The sequence below is a fragment of the Providencia sp. PROV122 genome, assembly GCF_028482365.1.
Lineage (GTDB): Bacteria > Pseudomonadota > Gammaproteobacteria > Enterobacterales > Enterobacteriaceae > Providencia > Providencia stuartii.
This window is the reverse complement of the sequence record NZ_JAMPQI010000006.1, coordinates 132,709-154,067: the sequence shown is the minus strand read 5'-3', so window position 1 is coordinate 154,067 and position 21,359 is coordinate 132,709. Positions and strand designations below refer to the sequence as shown.

Here is a 21,359-nt window from a genome sequence, read left to right as displayed (position 1 = left end):
TAATTAAAGAAGCCACCGTTATGGCTGCTTGAAAGTGGCTTCACAATACTCAACTTTTGTTTGCTGGAAAAAAGGTTTCATTTGTTTGTGCCATCTGACACAAGCGTTCACAAGGGCGGAATTTATCACCGTAACGCTCAGCTAACTGATTCATCGTATCTACTGTTTTTTGAATACCTAAGTTATCCATATATCGGAATGGCCCACCAAAGAATGGCGGGAAGCCAATACCAAATACCGCGCCAATATCCCCATCTCGTGCATTTTGGATAATATTCTCATCTAAACAGCGAACAGCCTCATTGAGCATCAACATCACACAGCGTTCAGCAATATCAATTTTGCTCAAATGATTTTGTGGCTGAATACCGATTAATGAATAGATACTGCTATCTACCTGACGCTTTTTAGATTTTTTCCAGAACATCAATTTAGATGCGGGTTGATGCCCATACAAATAAAAGCCTTTCCCATTTTTCTTGCCTTTACGGTCGTCTTTATTCACTTTATCCAGAAGCTCAGGAGCCTTAAACCTATCACCAAAGCGATTGACTAAAATAGGTAAAATTTTAGTTCCGACATCAATACCGACTTCATCTAATAAGTTAAATGGCCCAACAGGGAAGCCAAAATCAACAAGCGCACTATCAATATGTTCAATTGATTCGCCACTCATTAAACATTCAGCCGCTTCACACAAATAAGGCGCTAAAATACGATTCACATAAAAGCCTGCATCATCCCCCACAACAATGGCCGTTTTACCTTGGCGTTTCGCAAAAGCCACCACCGTCGCAATGGTTTCTGCATCTGTTTGCTGATGAGGGATCACTTCAACCAGTGGCATTTTGTCAACAGGGCTAAAATAATGTAGGCCAATCACTTTTTCAGGGTGAGCTGCATTTTCAGCGATTTGATGAATAGGTAATGAAGAAGTGTTCGAGGCAAAAATCGCCTTCCCGTGGGTGACCTCTTGTACCTCTGCAACCATCTTTTGTTTTAGTGAAAGATCTTCAAAGACAGCTTCAACCACAATATCAGCGTGCTCAAACCCTTGATAATTTAGCGTGCCAGATATTTTTGCCATCACTGCATTACGCTCGCGAGCAAGCATGCGCCTTTTATTAACTCTTTGCGTTAATAGATCCCAGCTATAACGCAGTGAATGGGTAATGCCTTTCTCATTAATATCTTTAATACGGACAGGAAGATCACCTTTCATTGCGGTGACAAATGCAATCCCCCCTCCCATTAAACCGCCACCTAACACACCAATCTGCTTAAATGCGAGTGGTTTTGCACTAGAGCCCGTTTCATTTTTTAATGCCGTTGTCGCAAAGAATAAGCTTCTTAGTGCGGCTGACTCTGGTGTCATCACTAACTCGCCAAACGCTTTGGCTTCTGCCTCATATCCGGCTTTAGCCCCTTTTTCTACCCCTGTTTTGACAACCTGAATAATTTTCTCTGGAGCAGGATAATGGCCTTTCGTTTTGCGCATTACGGTTTGTTTGGCGCTGGAAAAGACTTTATTACGTAATAAATTACTGCTTAATAAACGATGTTGCCAATGAATAGGCGCGCGTTGGATTTTACCTTTTTTCGCCATTGCAATAGCGACATCTAACAGAATGGTTTCAGGCACGACATCATCCACTAACCCCATTTTTAGTGCCTGTTTCGCGCGTAACTGTTTACCCGTTAACATCATATCCAGTGCATTTGGTATGCCAATTAATTTTGGTAAACGTTGGGTTCCACCTGAGCCGGGAAGTAAGCCTAATTGGACTTCAGGTAGGCCTAAACGCGTTTTATCGTCATTCGAGCACACTCTGACATGGCATGCTAATGCAAGTTCTAACCCACCACCGAGACAGGCTCCATGGATTGCCGCAACAATAGGTAAAGGATAGTTTTCTAGCTTTTCGAAAAGCAGGTGCCCTTCTCGAGATAACTCACTGGCTTGCTCTTTACTTTGGCAGTTAGCAATCATGCTAATATCCGCGCCCGCGATAAAACTGTCTTTTTTCCCAGAGGTGATCACCAATCCTTTTAAACCAGGTGTCGACTGTGCTTGCTGTAAAATAGAGAGGAACTGTTGTGCAAACTCAGCCTTCAATGTGTTGACCTTTTCATTTGGTACGTCAATGAAAATGACACCCACTGTTTGGGCATGAACTTCAAGGCGAAAAGCTTCATGCACGAGGCCGGCTTGAACCCCTGTTTCTGAATGGTGCGTCATTATTCCACCTCCAAAATCATTGCAGCGCCCAACCCACCAGCAGCACATGCTGTTGTTAAACCAAACCCACCACCTCGGCGACGTAATTCATGCAGTGTTTGTGTCACCATACGCGCTCCTGTTGCAGCGAATGGATGACCATAAGCAATAGACCCACCAAGCACATTGAACTTATCCATATCTACTTCACCAATTTCTTTTGATAACCCCAATTTTTCTTGAGCAAATTGGCGACTAGAAAAGAGTTTAAGATTCGCTAGCGTCTGAGCGGCAAAAGCTTCATGCATATCGATTAATGTCAAATCTTGTAGCGTCAACCCCGCACGTTTAAGCGCTATTGGTGTCGCATAAGAAGGGCCTAACAGCATATCTTGCCAAACATCAATAGCAGAGAAAGCAAAGCTACGTATATAACCTAACGGGGTATAGCCTAATGCTTTAGCACGAGATTCCGTCATCATTAGCACGGCGGCCGCCCCGTCGGTCAGTGGTGTACTATTGGCTGCCGTCACCGTACCGTGTTTACGATCAAATGCAGGTTTTAACTTTGCATAAGAAGATAAAACTGAATTTGTACGGATATTATTATCTTGAGTGAAGGCTTGTTTGAATGGCGGCATGTAAGCACTCATCACCTCTTGCTCCAAAACACCACTTTCCCAAGCTTTGGTCGCGAGCAGATGTGAGCGATGCGCAAGTTCATCTTGCTGCTCACGAGTGATGTGATACGTTTTCGCCATTTGCTCCGCCGTATCCCCCATCCGTAAACCTGTCGAATATTCTGCAACGGCGGGTGCGACAGGTAACAGATCTTTTAGACGTAATTTCGACATCAATGAAAGCTTTTGCCCGAATGACTTCGCTTTACTTAATGACAAAAGCGTTGCTGCAAGTTTCTTGGAAACCCCGATAGGTAATACAGAAGATGAATCTGCACCTCCAGCAATACCAACTGAGATATGACCAGCCATCATACTCTCAGCAATATTTGCCATAGCCTGGAAACTCGTCGCACAAGCGCGAGAAACACTATAGGCATCCGTCGAGACACTCATACCTGTACCGAGCACTATCTCCCGCGCAATATTCGGGGCTTCTGGCATTTGTACCACTTGCCCAAACACCAGCTGTTCAATAAGTTGTTTTTCAATACCGCTTCGACTTAGCAGTTCTGCAACAACAGCTTTTCCCAGATCAACCGCAGCAATACCTTGATATGCTGTGGCTTGCTTGGCAAAAGGTAAACGGAGGCCGCTAATAATTGCTATCCTCTCTTTTGCTGCATAAGTGCTTTCGCCATGATGGGAAAGTTGATTCATGGTAGCTCCTGCTAAAAAGTGATAAACCGTTTTTTATGACCTCTAAACCTTTCATGCTGGTTTCTGTAGCCACAAGTGAAACCCGCACTTTAAAATAATAGGTGTAACTTATTTATATTTAACCGATTCTCGTAACCTGTTAAAAAAGTGCTTGTGGCTAACTGACCCTCGCTAAAGAGGTCTGACCTGTTTAATATTGTTAACATAAACGTTACATTCAGAAAATAGCGACATTAAGAAAATGCGAGCTTGCACACAACTTAATGAATATTAATGAAAGCAGAAAAGAGTTGAGCAGAAAATAAAGGGAATTAAATAGAAAAACACCTTCACTATAGCGCAATTAGACTATAGTGAAGGAGATAAAGAGTTAATCAGTTGTTTGATTAGCGTAAGCCTAATTGAAAAATCAGACTTTCTGCTTCACAACTAAAAGTAAAGTTTGCAGACAACTCAACACCACCTTCAACATTGGTGATGGAATGGTCGATAGCACAAGGTTCTGACTCAACAGATTTGGCCTTTTCAGTTAGCTGTTTCAACATAGATTCCGCTTCTTCATGGCTCGCGAAAACATGCTGATACGATGCAGTGCAATCTTTATTATCTAAAACTGTACCCACATCTACACAGCAGCAAGCAGCAGTTTCTTCCGCGCTACAACGGTTAATCGCATCAGTCATTTTACTCTCCAAATCAACAAACTGTTAAGTTGCTATCATAACGCTGAAAAAGAGAGAAAAACCAGTGTATATCAAGCCTATTCCCTGACTATCTGAGATAAGTTTGATCTAACCCCATAAATACTCATCAATGACAGAATTACGCCCAACGGATGTTGCCATTTTGTTAAATACATCGCAATTTTGAAAACAATTTGTATATAAACGAAAAACATGCTTGCAACATATGAGGTGGTCAGACCTATACTCTAGTAACTGGTCTGATTTGTCATAGAGGCAAGCGACCCTACAATTCTGCGCTTCTTGCGATAGAAGTCGCCTAATATACATAATAAACAAGAGGGTTTTGGTCATGAGCCAGAAAAACCTATTTACTCGATCAGCTTTAGCAATAGCAGTGGCAATAGTTTCATCTAATGCGGGCGCCGCTGGTTTTTTGCTTAATGAATATTCCACATCTGCGCTCGGACGTGCATTTTCGGGAGCCGGCGCACTCGGTGACAACGCAAGTGAAGGTAGTCGTAACCCTGCTGCAATGATGTTATTTGATCGCCCAGCCATTTCAGTCGGTGCAGTTTATATTGACCCAAGTGTTGATATTAAAGGGCGTGGAGCATCTCCTTTAGGCAGTAACTTAACCGCAAATGATATTGCACCAAGCGCTCTCGTGCCTAACGCGCATTTCATTTTCCCTATCAATGATAAGTGGGCGGTAGGTACATCAATGACCACCAACTTTGGCCTCGCAACTGACTTTAGTAAAAACTATGCAGCAGGCCCTATTGGCGGTAAAACTGACCTGAAAACAGCCAACTTAAATTTAAGTGGTGCATACCGTTTAAATGATAACTTTAGTTTTGGTTTAGGTGTCAATGCGGTTTATGCCGATGCTGAAATCACTCGCCATGCAGGTGATTTAGGTAAATTAACACCAAAACTTGGATTACCCCCTATTCCTGCTAGTACAACAATGGCAAAACTGACAGGCGATGATTGGGGCTACGGCTGGAACGCAGGTATCCTCTACGAACTCAATCCAGATAACCGTTTTAGTTTAACCTATCGTTCTAAAGTTACCGTCAAGTTTAAAGATGGTAAGTACTCAAATGACCTTCCAAGTAATAACCCTTACCTTAATGGCGCTGGTATTGTCGGCACTGATGGTGAAAAAATCAAAGGTAAGCTTGACCTAAACCTTCCTGATATTTGGGAGTTCTCAGGTTACCATAAAGTTGCTCCAAAATGGGCATTGCACTACAGCGTAGCTTATACTGGCTGGAGTGAATTCAAAGATTTAACAGCATATCGTAGTAGTGATGGAAAGCAATTATTCCACAAGGCTGAAAACTTTAAAGATGCTTGGCGTTTCGCTGTAGGTACAACCTATTACTATGATGATAACTGGACATTCCGTACAGGTATCGCCTATGACGAAAGCCCTGTACCGACAAAATACCGTTCAATTTCCATCCCAGACCAAGATCGCTATTGGTTAAGTGCGGGTACAACCTATGCATTTAATGAAAATGCTTCTGTAGACTTGGGTATTTCTTATATGTACGGTAAAAAAGTCAACATATCTGAGAAGTTAGTAGAAACTAACGCACTGCCACTTCCTGCTTATGAGTTTAAATCTGAAGGGTCAGCCTGGTTGTATGGTGTGAACTTCAACTACACATTCTAATTGTGTCGATGCAAATAAATAACAGGGGATGATCCCTCTGCCAAACCGTTAGCTAACCCCATGCTTTTCTACATGGGGTTTCTTGTTTAAGGAACATAATCGTTTAAATGATTCTCCCATTATCTTCTGAACGTCATTAATGAAAACGATAACTCATTTTAATTGGCACCAATCTCTCTTTTTAGTCCTAAAAGGATAAAAAAGAGTGTTAACCTAGTTACTGTCTCCATCTTATATGTCGTAGCTGCAATAAACCTAAAACACGGACAAACAGAAATAAAAACTCTCGCACCAAAAATTTACCTTTATACAAAATAATTAACTATTATCTATTCAGTTTTCTTGAAAATAAATACCCATTAATTATTAAAACAGAAAAATACACTACTTTAAATCTCCTTAAAAGTGAGTTTGAGGCCGTTCAGACCTGAAGTGCTCTTGACTTTTATCCCTGTAAATCTATAAATTAAATTGTGGCTTGAATGTTATCTTAGTATTAACTAATGATTTATCGGGCTTATCACTGTAAAACTATTTCAATTTCTTCTTTCTCGATCACTTCGTTGTAAATAGTTTTGCAATTCATTTTCATAACATCACACACCCTGCATGTTCTTGTCACTACGCCTAGTACAATGTAGTCATTGTCTGGTTCGGCGTAGCGCCGCTAGCATATAGGAAAAATAAATTAACGTTTAAGCAATAATCGTAAGCTAACCGTTAATTCTAAAGAGGTTAATATGACGATATAGAGAGGAGGTATTTATGGGAACACTGTTTACGGTTGGCTTTATTGGTGTTTTAGGTGTTATTGCTCTGATTGATGCAATCACTTCTCGAGGAAAACGAGGCAATGAATAATACTCTTATCACTCTCTGATGCCATACATAGCAAAAGAGAGTGATAGCTTCCTGTCATTAATCGATAGAATCTAAATCATCTTCGATAGCTGAGGCATTTGGATTTTCCGTCGCTTTTAACTCCCCACCACTTGATAAGAAATCATTTCGCTGGAAATATGCTTCGCGCATCAACAAATAAGGATCAGACGAATTTTTCAGCAATCCATCCGAATCGAGTAGCTGGGAACGCGTTTCGATGCCTTCTAAGGCCCATTTACCTGCCGACATCCAGAATGTCAGATAGCTCAACATTGGGTAAAGATCATCAACTAAATTACCGCCCTCTTCACGTGGTGTAAAACTACCGTAACCAGGTAACACCACATAAGGACCATAACCTACATCATAGTAACCCAATGTGTTACCAAAACGTTTAGGATCTTCTTTTGCTAACTGCGGGTTAGCCATTGAAGCTACATCAATGAGTCCTCCAACACCAAAGACGGTGTTAAGGAAGAAACGGTTAAAGTGTTTAAACCCTTGGCTGACTTCACCTCGTAAAAAGCTGTTCAGCATGCTGGCTGGCTCTTCAAGGTTGACAAAGAAGTTCGTTAAACCATTTCGTGCAGGCATAGGTACATAATCGCGCCAAGCAACGGCAACCGGCCTTAAGATATAGGGATCTAACACATTGTAGTTAAAATTGAACATCGCTCGGTTAAAACCTTCAAGCGGATCTGAGCGCTCCTGAGTTTCAGGATTAATTGAGCTTGAACACCCAACAAGCAAAACCCCCGCAAGAAGAACGCCACTCATGCGAAACTTCATAATACTCTCCATTCCCTGTACCACCAGCCATGGCACTTCAATTCAAATTATAAACCAATGCGTTTATATTAAAACCAAATAAATATAATTGTTAACCAATTTGAGTGCTCAATATGACCAAGCAACCATAACGCTAAGTATACATTATTAAGTATATTGTTTTTATAAGAAAAGTGATCAAATGCACGATTGGCTAACTGTATCCGTTACAATGGAGTAATAAACAGTACAGTGTTCACGAGGCTTAGAATGGGCTTTTTAAGATAAGCGATAAACATCGGCGCTCACTGAGTTTACTTAGCATTACTCATCAAAAATGCGAATCTCGATTTACGGCTTATCCCTGCATAGGATGAGCAATTCACGCCATAATTACCCTCAATAATAACATTACGTGTTTTTATAGTTTCATTAACATATCGCGCAAAAGATCACCTAAAACTATAGTTTATTACTCTTTTATAAAAGAAATTCCACGTAACAACTTGATTCAATTAGAAGTCAGAAGTAGAATGCCGGACGTTGTAACATAATTTATGTCCCCTTAGTTAAATGGATATAACGAGCCCCTCCTAAGGGCTAGTTGTAGGTTCGATTCCTGCAGGGGACGCCACTGTAAGCCAATAAACCCGCTATCCTCCCACTAAAAACCTGCTTTACCTGTCCGTTGAGTTAAATAATACTAAACTGAATAAATATTTCTCAGGGGAATATGGGGTCTCACACACTTTTATTACCCCAATGAAACTAAACGTAATTCCAAGATAACGCCTATAAACAAACCGATGATGATGGTTGATGTTTTAATGTATCGTCCACTGGCGCAAAGTTTTAATAGACTCGATAAAAAGAAAAACTTCATACTATCGAGTTATATCCTGCCATTAGTTTTGCGTGTCTTGCTGCACGACAAAACTGGAACTGCTCTGGCAAATTCTGTCCGTTACCCTATAGCAGCAATGATTTTCTCTTGTACACCATTAATCGACATTGAGTATCAATGCCCTAATGTGGCTAAGTCTGTTCAGCTCTTCATGCTATCAATTATCTAGCATTACTGCGGCATTGGCTGTGTTTTGTCGGCTTTACATCACCGCATAGCGTATTAGCACATTAGGCACTAACAATAGTAATCAACTTGCCTGCTAATACCCTCTAAACCATTTTTTATACGTCAAGCCTGTATTTTACTTTCGGCCTCTTTTCCGGTTTCATCTCGTCATGAATAAGTTAACACTGTTCCTTGTTGCTTGCGCGCGTGTAAAAGGTTTTCATCTCAAAGTCACTTATTAGCCACCATAGCTAATAGACAACATTAATCAAGCCCCCCATCAAAAAGCGATTGATTCCTCAAAGGCATGTTATTCAAGGCCCCACATTGCTTTAACTAAATCCCAGCACTGTGACATCCATTACCCGTTTAAGTTAGATTCCAAACATATTCCGAGTTAAAATAACAATTAATTTCATTTAGTGCTCAATAAATGAATGAAAATATTCTTTAATTCCATTTAATATATCAAAATGAGAAATCAAATATGGATTTGAAGGTAAGTTATATGGAAAATAATATAATTCATACACTCGTTGAATTAACAAATAGAGGTAATGACGATGTTAAAATAGCCGCAATCACCGCTCTCGGAGATTACAAGGCAACGATTGAACAGCAAACTGCTATTTCTAGGCTTATTGAGTTGTGCAAGGACCCCAATAAGGATGTGGCAATTTCAGCCATAAAAGCCTTAAGTAAGCTTGCAGAATTCTTTTAACTTATTGTAAACACTCCGTTCTAATGTAATTTAGCAAATACATCGCCTGCTGTTCGTTCTCAGCTATCATCACTAATCTTGTTCAACTGCTACATTAGGTCGTGCGGTATCTCCATGATTCTGTTTTGTCAATAACGAAGCCGACATGACCATCTCCGATATGTGAAAAAACACAATACAACCGCATTTAAGTTAAAATAAGTTTACGCCATCGCTAAGATGTGAGCGAGGAGAATGAATGTCATAACGCGCTATCATTACATTGGCGAAGCCTACTCATTAAGGAGCTGGTTTAGCTATCCCGACTAATCCACGACGTTTGGGTCGATAGAAAATAAATCTAATTACAGGATAAATAGCATCCTCCATGAATGCATCCACCTGCCTAACGCAATGCTTTGCAACGTCTAAGTTTATCACTGTTTTTTCTGATAACGCATCTAAAACATTTTATGAGCTTTTGTATTGTGTATAGCATTTTATAACAGCCTCACGAAAGGGATTACTGCTTAGTAAAAATTATTATTAATACGCATTTCAACAAACTCAAATTACCTTTTATCACCTATTCCGCTTATCATGGCGTCCCCTGTAGGAATCGAACCTACAACTAGCCCTTAAGAAGGATTCGTTATGTCCATTTAACTGAAAAGATATAAATTACCTTACAACGTTCGGATATTTCTTACTTCTAACTCATTCTCCATTTTGTGTGGAGAGTGAAAGTAACCATCATTAATATCTGAAATTACATATCTTCTAATCTAAATAACACATCCGTATTTTTTACTATTCATTAGCTAAGTAACATCAATACAAATCCTCTATCCCGATGGAATATATTTTTTGTCTCTGGTAGTTGTTGCACTCCCTATTAACTGTGCGACCTATCATTTTTATTTCCTTAGATAAAGAGATTTTTACTGTTATCAATGTTGAACCAACAGAGTCGATAAATCAAAAATGCTATTGTCACTCGCTATAAATGAACCACTATAGTATCGGCAGTCCCAATAATCTAAAAAAAGAAAGCTTTCCATTTCATGATAAAAATCATCAAATCCAGACATGTCCCATATAAAGTGTGAATCATACAGTACATTCACTCAAAATAGGATAATTCTTGAATTAACTCTTTTACTCTATTAAAGCTAATAAACAACCATAAGTTGTCCCTTTATGAAGATAAAAATTCTCATATGATGATTTATTTATATTGAGTTTTACTTAATAATAATTTAGATTAAGTCACAAAATTTGTGATTGGTAAAGCTGGGAATTTACATTTTTAACGAATAAACCGTTGTATCATATTTAGCTTGCTGTATTTTATACTTGAAAATTCACTAACCACTGTCATTTTCATCTAAATACACATCACTATGCGTTATATCTCATTAGTTTCAGCCTAATTGTCTACGTATAGCGTTTTAAAATGTAAGTTACTTTTTATATCCCCAGCACACTGTAAATAAAACATAAATAGAGTAACCTTATGGAAAACGCAACAAAAAACCTTTTGGATATCGATATTGAAAAGGAAGATATACGTAGTCAAGTTCATCATGTTAAATTTCATGGTGACAATACTGAGTATTTCTTTATATGGATAGTGAATGTTTTATTGACGATACTCACTCTAGGTATATATTCAGCTTGGGCCACCGTCAGAACCCGACGCTACTTCTTAGGTAATACTGAGGTTAATGGCTCACGTCTTGAGTATCATGCTTCACCTGTAAGGATTCTAGTATCTAGGCTTATTATATTTTTCTTTTTTGCATTATATTTAGCCGTTAACTATCTTTTCCAACCAATAGCATATGTTATTCTGTCCCTATTTTTCTTGATGCTACCTTACTTTATGATTCGCTCATGTCGTTTCCATGCCATTATGACAAGCTATAGAAATGTAAGATTTAATTTTCTCGGCAGTTATAAAAAAGGGTATTGGCACTTTTTTATCCTTCCATTATTACTTTTATTAGGTGCAATTGCTTTTTCATTCTTGGTAGGACAAGTCATAGGTTTAATCGCTATCTTTAGTTCAGCGAATACCAATGAACATATAAATCTGAGTAGATACTTTATCGGCACATACGCGACTTTGTTATTAATAGCGATTTCTTTATATGCCATTTTTGCAATAAGAACCAAACAATTGTATGAGTATTTCGCAAATAACTTTTACTTTGGCAAATCTGCATTTAAGCTAAAAATGAATTATCGGGCAGTGGCTAAAATTTATAGTATCGCTTTTTTAATACTGGTTCCTTTCATCATCTTAAGCGGGTTTAGCATCATCTCTATGATAAAAACCGTTATCATACACGAAAGCAACTTCAGTGAGTTAGAACCACCTGTTTTTTTGTTTTTATTCATATATTTATACTTATACGTAGGGTTTTTCTTCTCTTATAGTTACATTCATATCATGATGAGACGTGAGTTTTTCAATAAATTAGAATTCAGTAACGAGCTAAAATTTAGCTCATCCATCACCTATTTTTCTTACCTAATTTTACTGTTCTCTAATAGTCTTATTATTATATTTACGCTAGGGTTAGCTACGCCTATTGCTCAAATTCGCCATGCACGATATTTCGCCATGAACACTAAAATTACAGGCGATATGTCTCTAGAGAATGAACTCGCTCATGATGAGACTCACTCCAATTCTTTTCATGATGAAACGCTTGATTCCTTCGACTTTGGATTATCGTTGTGAACATAGTGGGTGAATATACTTATAATAAAAAGACACTGAAACACAGTGCCTTTATTGAGTTAGATAATGATAAGCATCAAATTACTCTTCACGTTAACGATGAAGTTAAAACATATCTATACCAAGATATTCATTTATCAAAACCACTAGGAACACTACCAGACTCTATCTATTTTTCTGATGGTGGATGTTTTACCTGTGATAAAGAGCAACATTTACGTAACAAACTCGTTCTGAAAAAAGGCAAACTCCATTTTGGTGTTATTCACTTTTTAGAACGTTATAAAATGGCTAGCCTGTATTTACTAGCCTGTATTATTCCTATGGTATATCTCTTTTTCCAATTCTTTCTACCATCAATGGCATCGATTATTGCTAAAGAGACTCCTGTTCGAATTCAAATGCACCTTGGCCAAGAAACACTCGTACTCTTAGATGAAAGTGTACTTGAACCAAGTAAATTGCCATTAAAAAAGCAGCAAGAACTTAAGGCGCTATTTGAAAGAATTACACCTCAAGAATTTAATAATTATGATTTAAAACCACGGCTTATTTTTAGAGACTACCCGAAACAAGCCAACGCATTAACATTAACTGACGGTACAATCATCATTACTGATGAGTTAGTTAACTTAATTGAAGATGAAAATGAACTTGTTTCCGTTTTATTACATGAAATGGGCCATCATTATCATCATCATATAATGAATTCTTTAGTGAGTTCATCATCGTTAAAATTTGTCAGCATGTGGATACTGCGCAAATCATCAGGGATTGAAGACATATTGTTAAATTCAGGTAATCAATTAATGACATTGAGCTACTCTCGGGATATGGAATTAGAAGCTGACCAATTTGCTATTGAGTATATGTTAAAACAAGAACGCCCTTTAGAGATGATGGAATCAATATTTATCAAGCTGGCTAACATATCACCTGAAATGAAGAGTAAGCTATTAAGTACCCATCCTCTATGGAAAGAGCGCTTAAATGCGATAGATGCATCTAAACCCTATAGTCAGGATAAAAAACACTAATCACCTCGCTAACATCCCTTTTTATCAATCACTGAATAGAGAATCCCCAATAATATGGAGATTCTCTATTTGCCTTATTGGTAAAAAAATCAACATATAACTGATTATTAATGGAATATTTATACGTTCGATATAGATAGCGTTTATGAAAACAATATGCCGCGTTTTATCACTCTGTTACCACACGAACATCGCTCTGTTTTATGTGAAATTGAGTTTTCTTCACTATCAAAAAATCAAATTTACGTTATAGTCATGATCTTTAAGTGTTATTTAACCTTTTGATTATGATGTCAATACCCATCATATATCGTCGCTAGCACAAGATATTATTAGGCAAAATTAGATGAAATACGCATCCGTGCCATTTAATCAAAACGAAAATGGTTGGTTAAATGAAACTTCACGCACTCCCCGATATCCGACCTTAAATCAAAATACCGACGCAGATTGGGTAGTTATAGGTTCCGGCTACGCGGGTTTATCTTTTGCAAGAAGACTTGCACACAACAATCCGAACCTTAAAATTATTCTCCTTGATTGCGCAACGGCAGCCGAAAGTTCATCTGCTCGAAATTCAGGATTTATTATTGGGTTACCTCATAATATTGGCAGTTCAACGGCCGAACTAAAGAAAGCCCAATTTTATCGCACGTTGCTTGAAGAAGGCATTCATCAGCTCGCGACATTAACTGAACAGTTTGCGATTGAGTGTGACTGGGAAAGTGCCGGCAAATATCATTGCCAAGTTGATAAAAAGAATGAACGTGTTTTACAAGAGTATGTCGATAATCTCAATACAATGAGTGAACCTTATCAATTACTCGATAAGGAGATGCTCTATCACAAATTAGGTACGCATTTTTATCATAAAGGGATATACACACCAAATTCAATTCTCGTTAATCCAGCAAAATTGGTGGTAGGCTTAGCACGCTCATTACCTGAGAATGTGAAAGTGTATAATTACACTCCCGTTATGGCAATACAGCCTGGCGCCACCATACAGGTACTGACTCCTTATGGCAATATTCGTACAGCAAACATTATGTTAGCAACGAATGCACTCTCTAGAGAATTAACACCAATTAATCATAACCAAGCAGCAATGGCGACATTTGCCAGTATCACAGCCCCACTTTCTCTCGAACAACAACAACGCTTACCAGCGATGAAGAGCTGGGGCTTAACACCTGTGAATGCTATTGCTGGCGCAACGTTACGCTATACCAAAGATCAGCGTATATTGATCCGCCAGCATGTTACCCCTGCGATATGTGGGCGGATCAGTGCAGAACAAACTTATCGAGTGACACAACAGCATCAACAGCTATTCAATAAAATCTACCCGCAATTAGCCGACGTTCCGATAACAAATACTTGGTCCGGTACAATCAGCGTTACCAGAAATGGTGCTCCTATTTGGGGCAAACTCATGAAAGGCGTGTATAGCGCGGGCGGTTGTAATGGCGCTGGGATCTCAAAACAAACCATAGCAGGAACATTATTGGCAGATTATGCTTTAGGAGTTGATAACCCTTTAATTGATGCCATGCAGCAACTTGGGCAAGCGAACTATTTGCCACCATCACCGATATTGGATATTGCAATCCACGCCTCATTACTGAAAGAAAGATATATTGGGAGAACGGAAGTATAATGGCAATCGAGTGAACTCTCCCATTCTAGTTTGATCTACATTCCGCACTAACCAATGGAACCCTTTTATCGCGTCATTTATTGGACCATTGGTTTCCCATCAGTAAGAAGTTTTACTGCAATTTGCTGCCTATTCATGCTAACACCATAGCCTATGTTATGTGATTGAACCTTTGCCCAATAAACCTGCTGTGAATGCTATTCAACGGTTATGATCGCCATCCATCGAATATTTTTTATTTAAGCCAGACTGATTAGGATTATCATTAAATGACTTTTCACAACTTATTATTATTTAAAGGTTATTCTAACTTGCTTCATTGATCCTTCACCGCTAAATTACCCGTAATTTTACTAATATGAGTGAATGGTTTATGAGCCTCACAATCATTATCTTTTTACTTGTTTATATTGCGATGGGGTTTGGTAAGCTCCCCGGTTTTAAAGTGGATAGAACCGGTGCTGCTGTTATTGGTGCCTTAGCCATGATGGCTGTCGGTAGTATTACCCCTCCTCAAGCATGGAATGCGATCGATTATCGTACTATTGGCATGCTATTTGGGTTGATGGTGGTTTCCGCCTCTTTTGTCGTATCTGGATTTTATAGCTGGACGGCAAACCGCGTTGCCATGCTCAAAGTCAGTGCCCCTGTGTTACTCGCTGTACTCATTGCTGTAGGTGGTTTACTTTCTGCTTTATTGACCAATGATGTTGTTGTGGTGGCAATGACCCCATTATTAGTTTCTATTACATTGTCACGGGGATTAAACCCTGTGCCTTTTTTGTTAGGGTTTTGCTTTGCTGCAAATAATGGCGCTTCTGGCTCCTTGATCGGTAGCCCACAAAATATGATCGCAGCCCAAGGGCTAGATATTTCATTTGTTGGGTTACTCCAAGCTTCGGCTGTACCAGCCTTACTCTCATTACCACTGACTTGGGCTGTTTTAGTTTTTCTTTATCGGAACCGTTGGTATCTGGCGAAAACATCCGTGGATGGAGCCGCGGCCCCCCCTACTCCATCTACTGATCCTGCAACAAAACTTGATGTATGGGAAACCAGTAAAGCGGGCATTATTACGTTAATTGTTATTATCGCTTTCGTCATCAGTGATATTCCAAGAGAGCTTATTGCATTAACTGCGGCTGGGTTTTTATTGCTAAATCGCTCAATTGCATCAAGTGATATGCTGAAATTAGTTGATGGTAATCTGTTATTACTGATTATGGGATTATTTGTCGTCAATGCTGCATTTGCATCAACGGGATTGCCTCAGCAAATGTTAAATGATTTACGGAATAACGGTGTTGAGCTAAATAACCCTATCGTACTTTTCTTGATCACTGGTGTGTTAAGTACCATTGTTGGTAATAACCCCGCAGTAATGTTACTGGTGCCTTTCTTATCATCCAGCGGTAATACCGACTCATTAGGTGCCGCCTTAGTACTTGGCTCGGGTTTTTCAAGTAATTTATTCGTCTTTGGTAGCCTTGCCGGTATCATTGTAGTCGAACAAGCTGCCGCTTATGGTGTGAAAATTTCGTTTTCGGAATTTGCCAAATCAGGTGGGATCGTCGCTTTATTATGTATGCTACTAGCAGCAGCATGGATAGTCTTGGTGCTTTAAGCAGAATGCCACTCGCGTAATAGCGAGTGGCATATAAATAATTATTTCGGATAGCTGGTTTTATTTAAAATAGTGGCATGCGCCCCAACGGGAAATAGGCTAACCGCACTAAAGGCCTGATCCTGATACCCCATGATCCCACCATCCGTCCTCATCATATCTAAATCAATCAGGATAATGCCGAGTGTTGGAATAATTTTCTCACGCCAAATAAATAAATATAGCTGCTCTGACACCTTAATATAGTGGCAGCGGTCAACATCAGCTAACCCCTTTTCGACCCCATCTAAACAATGCCACGCATAAAACTGTTCGTTAAGATAAACATGTTCATAGCGCTCTTTTGGATTATAGGTATACATATTGCGCATACCAATTAATTCAGATGTGTAGGCTGGTAAGGAGCGTTGAGCCTCTCCTAAAGTGCCAAAATAAATCTCCACTTCGACATCTGTCAAAGGGCGATTTTGCTCTACTTTACTAAAGGCAGAAATGCGAATATCTGCTTCGTCAGGGAGTTTACCTTGCACTAATACACAGTTACCGTCTTTTTCATTGATAATTAAGGTAACACTGGCTTGCCAATCATCTGGGGAGATAAAATTGACGAAATAAACCCCTGAACGAATTGAGGTAACACGGCAATCAATTGTCACACCTTGCCATTCAATTTGTTGATCTGCTGGAAAAGAAATATCTTCTTGCCGGTCTTTTTCAGCGAATCTCAATTGAAATGTTTTACCTGTTAATTGGTTATTGGTTTCTAAAATATAGCTATCTGGAGCAAAACCATCTGACAATGCGCCAACTTGGATAAAAGCCACTTCTTCAATCATAATAGCTCCTTAAGTAAAAGCGAGTGTAGGTAAATCAACGACGCTTGCACCACCATCAATAACCAGTGCAGCACCTGTAATCATTGATGCGTCAGTAGAGCATAAGAATCGGCATGCCAATGCGACCTCTTTTGCCGTTGCAGGGCGCTGTAACGGTACATCACGGCATACATATCGATAAGCGTCATCTAATGTAAATTGATGCTGCTCCATTAAAGGCTGCATCTCTTCATCTGCCATTGGTGTTCTAACCCAGCCGGGACAAACCGCATTCGCTCTGACACCTTGATGACCATAATCACGTGCAACGGAGCGCATCAATCCTATTAAGGCGTGTTTGGCTGTCACATACCCACACGCTTCCGGACCTGCGGCCAACGATGCCAGTGAGCCGACAAATAAGACATTACCGTGACTTTGCGTTAATAGGGGTATACAACCACGAACACTCGCAAAAGCACTATCAAGATTAGCTTTCATCGCTTGATGCCACTGTTGGTCATTCATATCTTCAACACGCCCCAACCCCATTCCGCCTGCATTGCACACCAGCACATCAATAGTGCTCGTATGTTGCTTAATTTGTGGCAAAATAATTTCGTTCCATGAAGTTTCAGTTGAGACATCAGCAACGATAGCAATGGCACCTGTTTCAAGTGCAACTGCATTTAGCGGCTCTGCACGCCGTCCAACAATAAAAACTTGATCCCCTTGCTGTGTGAATAGTTGCGCACACGCCGCACCAATCCCTGTGCCACCCCCTGTAATGATGACGGATCTTGAGTTCATTCAACCCCCCTATCGCTGGAATTGTTAAAACAACGTTAATTTATTTATTAATATAGAAATAAATAACCTTCGTTGACCATCGATCTAAGGAACGATATTCAGCAAAATACGGAGGTCGCGAATAAATTTATCGCTAAAAGGTATCAACCTGCCTCACAACAGGTTGATAAAGATAAGGGAAGCATTAAGGTAAGATAGCAAAAGAACGCACGGGAAAACCGCTCGCATTATTAGGTTTGGCAACAATATTAAAAATAACCGCCCCTCTCGTCGGTAATTTGTCCAGATTGGTCATCAATTCAATTTGATAGGTGTCCTGCTCTAGAACATAGTATTCACCTAATAATGCATTATGGCGACGAAAATCCTTAGCCGCATCGGTGTCAAAGGTTTCATGGCCTATTGCTTTGATCCCCCTTTCCTCAAATAAGAATTTCAATGCATCAATCCCCCAACCCGGTATCTGATTATTTCCCTCTGCATCTTTGTTATCCATCGCCTCCTGAGATGGCCAGCGATGACTCCAGTCAGTCCGTAGTGCAACAAAAGTATCAGGCTCTATTTTTCCGTACTCTTGTTCAAAATTGAGTACATCTTGACGTGAAAATGCAAACGTAGGGTCTTGCTTCGCTCTTTTTGATTGGTCAATCACAATTAGGGGTAAAACTAACTCTTTTAGTTCTAATTCATGCAGATAGCGTTTCCCTTCAACGAAATGGCAGGGGGCGTCAATGTGTGTGCCATATTGGCCTGGAAAAGTAAATTGTTGCGCAAAAAAACCATCTGGATAATCAAATAATGTCTTTATGCTTGCCGATTCAAACATAAAAAAATGCGGTGAATCTTTATCAAAAGGATGCGTTAAATCAACCCATGTTTTTGACTTTAATAATTTAAGTGCTGTGATTAAGTCATTTTCCATAATATTCCCCTGATGATGTGTTAATTCAATTTTTAATTTTTAGCTTGTTCAATAACTAATTAACGAAAAAAGCACAATTTGTCTAGATCAGTAAAGAGAGGAATTTTCATATTAAAAATAGAAGAGAAAATCGTATCACTCAAATAAAAAACCACCTAATATAAATATTAGGTGGTCAAATGTAACATAATAAAAAATAATAAATAGACTAGGGTTTTGGATAATTAGCCCATGCTTGAGGTTCAATAAAACCATCATAAATAGACTGAGAACGAATGTAATCAGCGTATTCTTTAGATTCAAAAGCCTCTTTTAAATCTTTTGCCCATTGGGAATTCACATTGTCTTGCATAACAGTCACAATCACCCGATGCTCTAATGGTGAATTTTCTACAACCAGCCCATCGGCAATACGCTGACCAGCGCTGGCAACATAGTTGCCGTTAACAACAACAAAATCAACATCATCTAATAAACGTAACCCCTGAGCTGCATCGGTTTCACGTATATCTAAACGGTATTTAGCAGGTTCGATATCATTAACACTAAAGGTTAATGTGCTGATATTCGGTTTGATTTTTATCCAACCTAACTCTTCTAAAATACGTGCGCCGCGCTCTGCATTTACGGGGTCATTGGATAAAGCAACGATCATACCGTCTTTCACTTCGTCTAATGATTTATGTTTATTCGAACGTAAGCTTTGTGGTGCACTCGGAGAATCAGTTAATGCCACCATATTAATATTATTTTTCTTATTATAAGCTTCCATATATGCACGACTCTGGTTTACCGAAGCATCGATAGAACCTTCTTCAAAGGCGGGATTTATTTGTCTATTTTGCGAAAATTGGCGTAAATTGACTTTATAACCCTTCTTTTCCAAGATGGGTACAATCCCTTTCTCAACTTGGTCGATATAATTACCAACCCCAAAACCTATAGTGATCTCTTTTTTATTCGGATTATCCTTTTCACTATTATCATTACATGCAGCTAATGCAATAACAGCGGTAGCAATAAGCGATAAGTATTTTATTTTTTGTTTCAACATGATGTTACGACCCTGTGTAAATAATGTGGCCAGTATAATCATATTTTTTACATCTTATTTAGATCATCTCGTTATAACTTAATACAAAAAGAATATATAACCTATTTTATATGCCTTTTAGGTATATTAATATAATAATTTGTTCGTTCGAATAACGATTCGCTTGATATGTAATGAAGGAGATAAAAAACGTTAAAAAAAAGTGAGTTATGAAATGCCGATTTTAAATTATGATTTAATTGATGCGCTAATCAATATAACACCAGAGTCTACCTTAGCAGATGCAAGGAAAGAACGTTCAAACGCGACAGAAAATACGCAAGCTGCTTTTGAAGCGATTTTTTCCGCACCGTCACCCCAATTAACCGGAGAAATTAAGTTTTTATTTGCGCGAATTATCGCTGAACAGACAGGTAGCCATGTGCTAGCCGATTTTTACAATCAATTATTAGGGCAGCGCTCACCTAACTTGAATACGCCAGCGCTTCAAGCCGCTGAACACTATTTACGCATATTGGTGAGCCAGCCAAAACAAACTCATTACTCCCTCATTCATGCCCTTATTGAACAAGGGTGGCACGAAGCGGATATTATCCTACTTGCGCAATTAATAACTTTTGTCACCTATCAAGCCCGTTTAATTGAAGGGTTAAGATTATTGCAAGGTAACAGTACTATCACCAAATCTGCTGAGCCAGTTACTGCTGGACAATGGAATAGCAACTCACACACTCATCAAGGCCAACCCGCTCCGACCGCCTTCACTCAAGATCAACTTGGATGGGAATCATGGCTACGAGCGAGAGATCCACAGACGCTAGAAGCAGATGAAGCTCAGGTGATGAAAAAATTCGGCCAACTTAATTCTGAATATTTTTTGCTGCTCGCCCATCAAAGTCACATTCTAACACTACGTACGCTTATCGATCGTGGCGTCTTTTATACCCTCGGCGGCTTACCTCGTTGGGAACGTGAATTTGCTGCTGCGGCGGTTAGCAAGGTGAACGGCTGCATCTATTGTGCTTCGGTACATGCTCGTAAAGCCAGCCAATATGCCAAAGAGCATAAAGCGGATGTTGAGAAGCTTATCGCAACGCCAGTAGGCGCGATTTTAGCTGAGGGTTTTGATGACCGTTTAACGGCGATTACGGATTTCACGACAGCGCTATCAACGACACCAATACGAGCCACGCATCAACAGGTTGAGACACTACGTCAACTAGGGCTAAGTGAGCTAGAGCTACTTGATTTGATCCAATCAACCGCCTTTTTCTCTTGGGCTAATCGACTGATGCTCTCACTCGGTGAACCATTTGAACTTAAACAGGACAAGGAGTGATC

The 21,359-nt window shown here is 39.4% G+C and carries 15 protein-coding genes and 2 tRNA genes; 8 read left to right on the top strand and 9 right to left on the bottom strand.

Annotation, left to right across the window (positions count from 1 at the left end; all coding sequences use genetic code 11):
* Nucleotides 1-49: 49 nt before the first annotated feature.
* The 3 genes from fadJ to PSE69_RS05605 all read right to left on the bottom strand — a co-directional run bounded on the left by fadJ (nucleotide 50) and on the right by PSE69_RS05605 (nucleotide 4,241).
* Nucleotides 50-2,239 carry a fatty acid oxidation complex subunit alpha FadJ gene (gene fadJ / locus PSE69_RS05615; protein WP_004921242.1) on the bottom strand — a complete coding sequence of 730 codons (2,190 nt, stop codon included), beginning with the start codon at nucleotides 2,237-2,239 and terminating at the stop codon, nucleotides 50-52.
* Entirely contained in the window at nucleotides 2,239-3,558 is a 1,320-nt protein-coding gene (fadI, locus tag PSE69_RS05610; RefSeq protein WP_004921245.1) for an acetyl-CoA C-acyltransferase FadI, read from the bottom strand. Before fadI ends, fadJ begins: the two co-directional genes overlap by 1 nt.
* Before the next feature lie 386 nt (nucleotides 3,559-3,944).
* The gene (locus tag PSE69_RS05605; RefSeq protein ID WP_004921249.1) at nucleotides 3,945-4,241 is read right to left on the bottom strand and encodes a YfcZ/YiiS family protein; all 297 of its coding nucleotides are present in this window, start codon (nucleotides 4,239-4,241) and stop codon (nucleotides 3,945-3,947) included.
* Between the two features lie 352 nt (nucleotides 4,242-4,593).
* On the opposite strand from PSE69_RS05605, the gene fadL reads away from it, so the two are divergent.
* On the top strand, nucleotides 4,594-5,925 hold the full coding sequence (gene fadL / locus PSE69_RS05600) for a long-chain fatty acid transporter FadL (protein WP_102780937.1): 1,332 nt from the start codon (nucleotides 4,594-4,596) through the stop codon (nucleotides 5,923-5,925).
* Between the two features lie 918 nt (nucleotides 5,926-6,843).
* On the opposite strand, the gene mlaA is transcribed toward fadL, so the two are convergent.
* On the bottom strand, nucleotides 6,844-7,596 hold the full coding sequence (gene mlaA, locus PSE69_RS05595) for a phospholipid-binding lipoprotein MlaA (RefSeq protein ID WP_014656294.1): 753 nt from the start codon (nucleotides 7,594-7,596) through the stop codon (nucleotides 6,844-6,846).
* Between the two features lie 538 nt (nucleotides 7,597-8,134).
* On the opposite strand from mlaA, the gene PSE69_RS05590 reads away from it, so the two are divergent.
* Both PSE69_RS05590 and PSE69_RS05585 read left to right on the top strand, forming a co-directional pair.
* Nucleotides 8,135-8,209, top strand: a tRNA-Arg gene (locus PSE69_RS05590).
* 946 nt (nucleotides 8,210-9,155) lie between these two features.
* Entirely contained in the window at nucleotides 9,156-9,368 is a 213-nt protein-coding gene (locus tag PSE69_RS05585) for a HEAT repeat domain-containing protein (protein WP_104873590.1), read from the top strand.
* 580 nt (nucleotides 9,369-9,948) lie between these two features.
* Here the strand turns inward: PSE69_RS05585 and PSE69_RS05580 are convergent.
* Nucleotides 9,949-10,015 (bottom strand) — tRNA-Lys (locus PSE69_RS05580).
* Nucleotides 10,016-10,863: 848 nt separating this feature from the next.
* Here PSE69_RS05580 and PSE69_RS05575 point away from each other — a divergent pair.
* From PSE69_RS05575 to PSE69_RS05560, 4 genes are all read left to right on the top strand, one after another.
* Nucleotides 10,864-12,096, top strand: coding sequence for a YjgN family protein (locus PSE69_RS05575; protein WP_121874597.1), 1,233 nt, complete (start codon nucleotides 10,864-10,866; stop codon nucleotides 12,094-12,096).
* Nucleotides 12,093-13,133 (top strand): M48 family metallopeptidase, encoded by a 1,041-nt coding sequence (locus PSE69_RS05570; protein ID WP_121874596.1) that lies wholly within the window; start codon nucleotides 12,093-12,095, stop codon nucleotides 13,131-13,133. Before PSE69_RS05575 ends, PSE69_RS05570 begins: the two co-directional genes overlap by 4 nt.
* 346 nt (nucleotides 13,134-13,479) lie before the next feature.
* The gene (locus PSE69_RS05565; RefSeq protein WP_014656296.1) at nucleotides 13,480-14,793 is read left to right on the top strand and encodes an NAD(P)/FAD-dependent oxidoreductase; all 1,314 of its coding nucleotides are present in this window, start codon (nucleotides 13,480-13,482) and stop codon (nucleotides 14,791-14,793) included.
* A 373-nt stretch (nucleotides 14,794-15,166) separates the two neighbouring features.
* Nucleotides 15,167-16,417, top strand: coding sequence for an SLC13 family permease (locus tag PSE69_RS05560; protein ID WP_036940952.1), 1,251 nt, complete (start codon nucleotides 15,167-15,169; stop codon nucleotides 16,415-16,417).
* Between the two features lie 41 nt (nucleotides 16,418-16,458).
* On the opposite strand, the gene PSE69_RS05555 is transcribed toward PSE69_RS05560, so the two are convergent.
* From PSE69_RS05555 to PSE69_RS05540, 4 genes are all read right to left on the bottom strand, one after another.
* Nucleotides 16,459-17,253 (bottom strand): MoaF C-terminal domain-containing protein, encoded by a 795-nt coding sequence (locus tag PSE69_RS05555; RefSeq protein WP_053110511.1) that lies wholly within the window; start codon nucleotides 17,251-17,253, stop codon nucleotides 16,459-16,461.
* A gap of 9 nt (nucleotides 17,254-17,262) precedes the next feature.
* On the bottom strand, nucleotides 17,263-18,042 hold the full coding sequence (locus PSE69_RS05550) for an SDR family NAD(P)-dependent oxidoreductase (RefSeq protein ID WP_004921272.1): 780 nt from the start codon (nucleotides 18,040-18,042) through the stop codon (nucleotides 17,263-17,265).
* Between the two features lie 184 nt (nucleotides 18,043-18,226).
* Nucleotides 18,227-18,964 (bottom strand): cyclase family protein, encoded by a 738-nt coding sequence (locus PSE69_RS05545; protein WP_040133306.1) that lies wholly within the window; start codon nucleotides 18,962-18,964, stop codon nucleotides 18,227-18,229.
* A gap of 208 nt (nucleotides 18,965-19,172) precedes the next feature.
* Nucleotides 19,173-20,018, bottom strand: coding sequence for a MetQ/NlpA family ABC transporter substrate-binding protein (locus PSE69_RS05540; RefSeq protein ID WP_227698385.1), 846 nt, complete (start codon nucleotides 20,016-20,018; stop codon nucleotides 19,173-19,175).
* 214 nt (nucleotides 20,019-20,232) lie between these two features.
* On the opposite strand from PSE69_RS05540, the gene PSE69_RS05535 reads away from it, so the two are divergent.
* Nucleotides 20,233-21,357 (top strand): CMD domain-containing protein, encoded by a 1,125-nt coding sequence (locus PSE69_RS05535; protein ID WP_121874594.1) that lies wholly within the window; start codon nucleotides 20,233-20,235, stop codon nucleotides 21,355-21,357.
* The last annotated feature ends 2 nt before the right edge of the window (nucleotides 21,358-21,359 follow it).

Bases quoted from the DNA above. Each gene is read 5' to 3' on its own strand.
- fadJ (WP_004921242.1), bottom strand. From the start codon at position 2,239: ATGACGCACCATTCAGAAACAGGGGTTCAAGCCGGCCTCGTGCATGAA.
- fadI (WP_004921245.1), bottom strand. From the start codon at position 3,558: ATGAATCAACTTTCCCATCATGGCGAAAGCACTTATGCAGCAAAAGAG.
- PSE69_RS05605 (WP_004921249.1), bottom strand. From the start codon at position 4,241: ATGACTGATGCGATTAACCGTTGTAGCGCGGAAGAAACTGCTGCTTGC.
- fadL (WP_102780937.1), top strand. From the start codon at position 4,594: ATGAGCCAGAAAAACCTATTTACTCGATCAGCTTTAGCAATAGCAGTG.
- mlaA (WP_014656294.1), bottom strand. From the start codon at position 7,596: ATGAAGTTTCGCATGAGTGGCGTTCTTCTTGCGGGGGTTTTGCTTGTT.
- PSE69_RS05585 (WP_104873590.1), top strand. From the start codon at position 9,156: ATGGAAAATAATATAATTCATACACTCGTTGAATTAACAAATAGAGGT.
- PSE69_RS05575 (WP_121874597.1), top strand. From the start codon at position 10,864: ATGGAAAACGCAACAAAAAACCTTTTGGATATCGATATTGAAAAGGAA.
- PSE69_RS05565 (WP_014656296.1), top strand. From the start codon at position 13,480: ATGAAATACGCATCCGTGCCATTTAATCAAAACGAAAATGGTTGGTTA.
- PSE69_RS05560 (WP_036940952.1), top strand. From the start codon at position 15,167: ATGAGCCTCACAATCATTATCTTTTTACTTGTTTATATTGCGATGGGG.
- PSE69_RS05555 (WP_053110511.1), bottom strand. From the start codon at position 17,253: ATGATTGAAGAAGTGGCTTTTATCCAAGTTGGCGCATTGTCAGATGGT.
- PSE69_RS05550 (WP_004921272.1), bottom strand. From the start codon at position 18,042: ATGAACTCAAGATCCGTCATCATTACAGGGGGTGGCACAGGGATTGGT.
- PSE69_RS05545 (WP_040133306.1), bottom strand. From the start codon at position 18,964: ATGGAAAATGACTTAATCACAGCACTTAAATTATTAAAGTCAAAAACA.
- PSE69_RS05540 (WP_227698385.1), bottom strand. From the start codon at position 20,018: ATGTTGAAACAAAAAATAAAATACTTATCGCTTATTGCTACCGCTGTT.
- PSE69_RS05535 (WP_121874594.1), top strand. From the start codon at position 20,233: ATGCCGATTTTAAATTATGATTTAATTGATGCGCTAATCAATATAACA.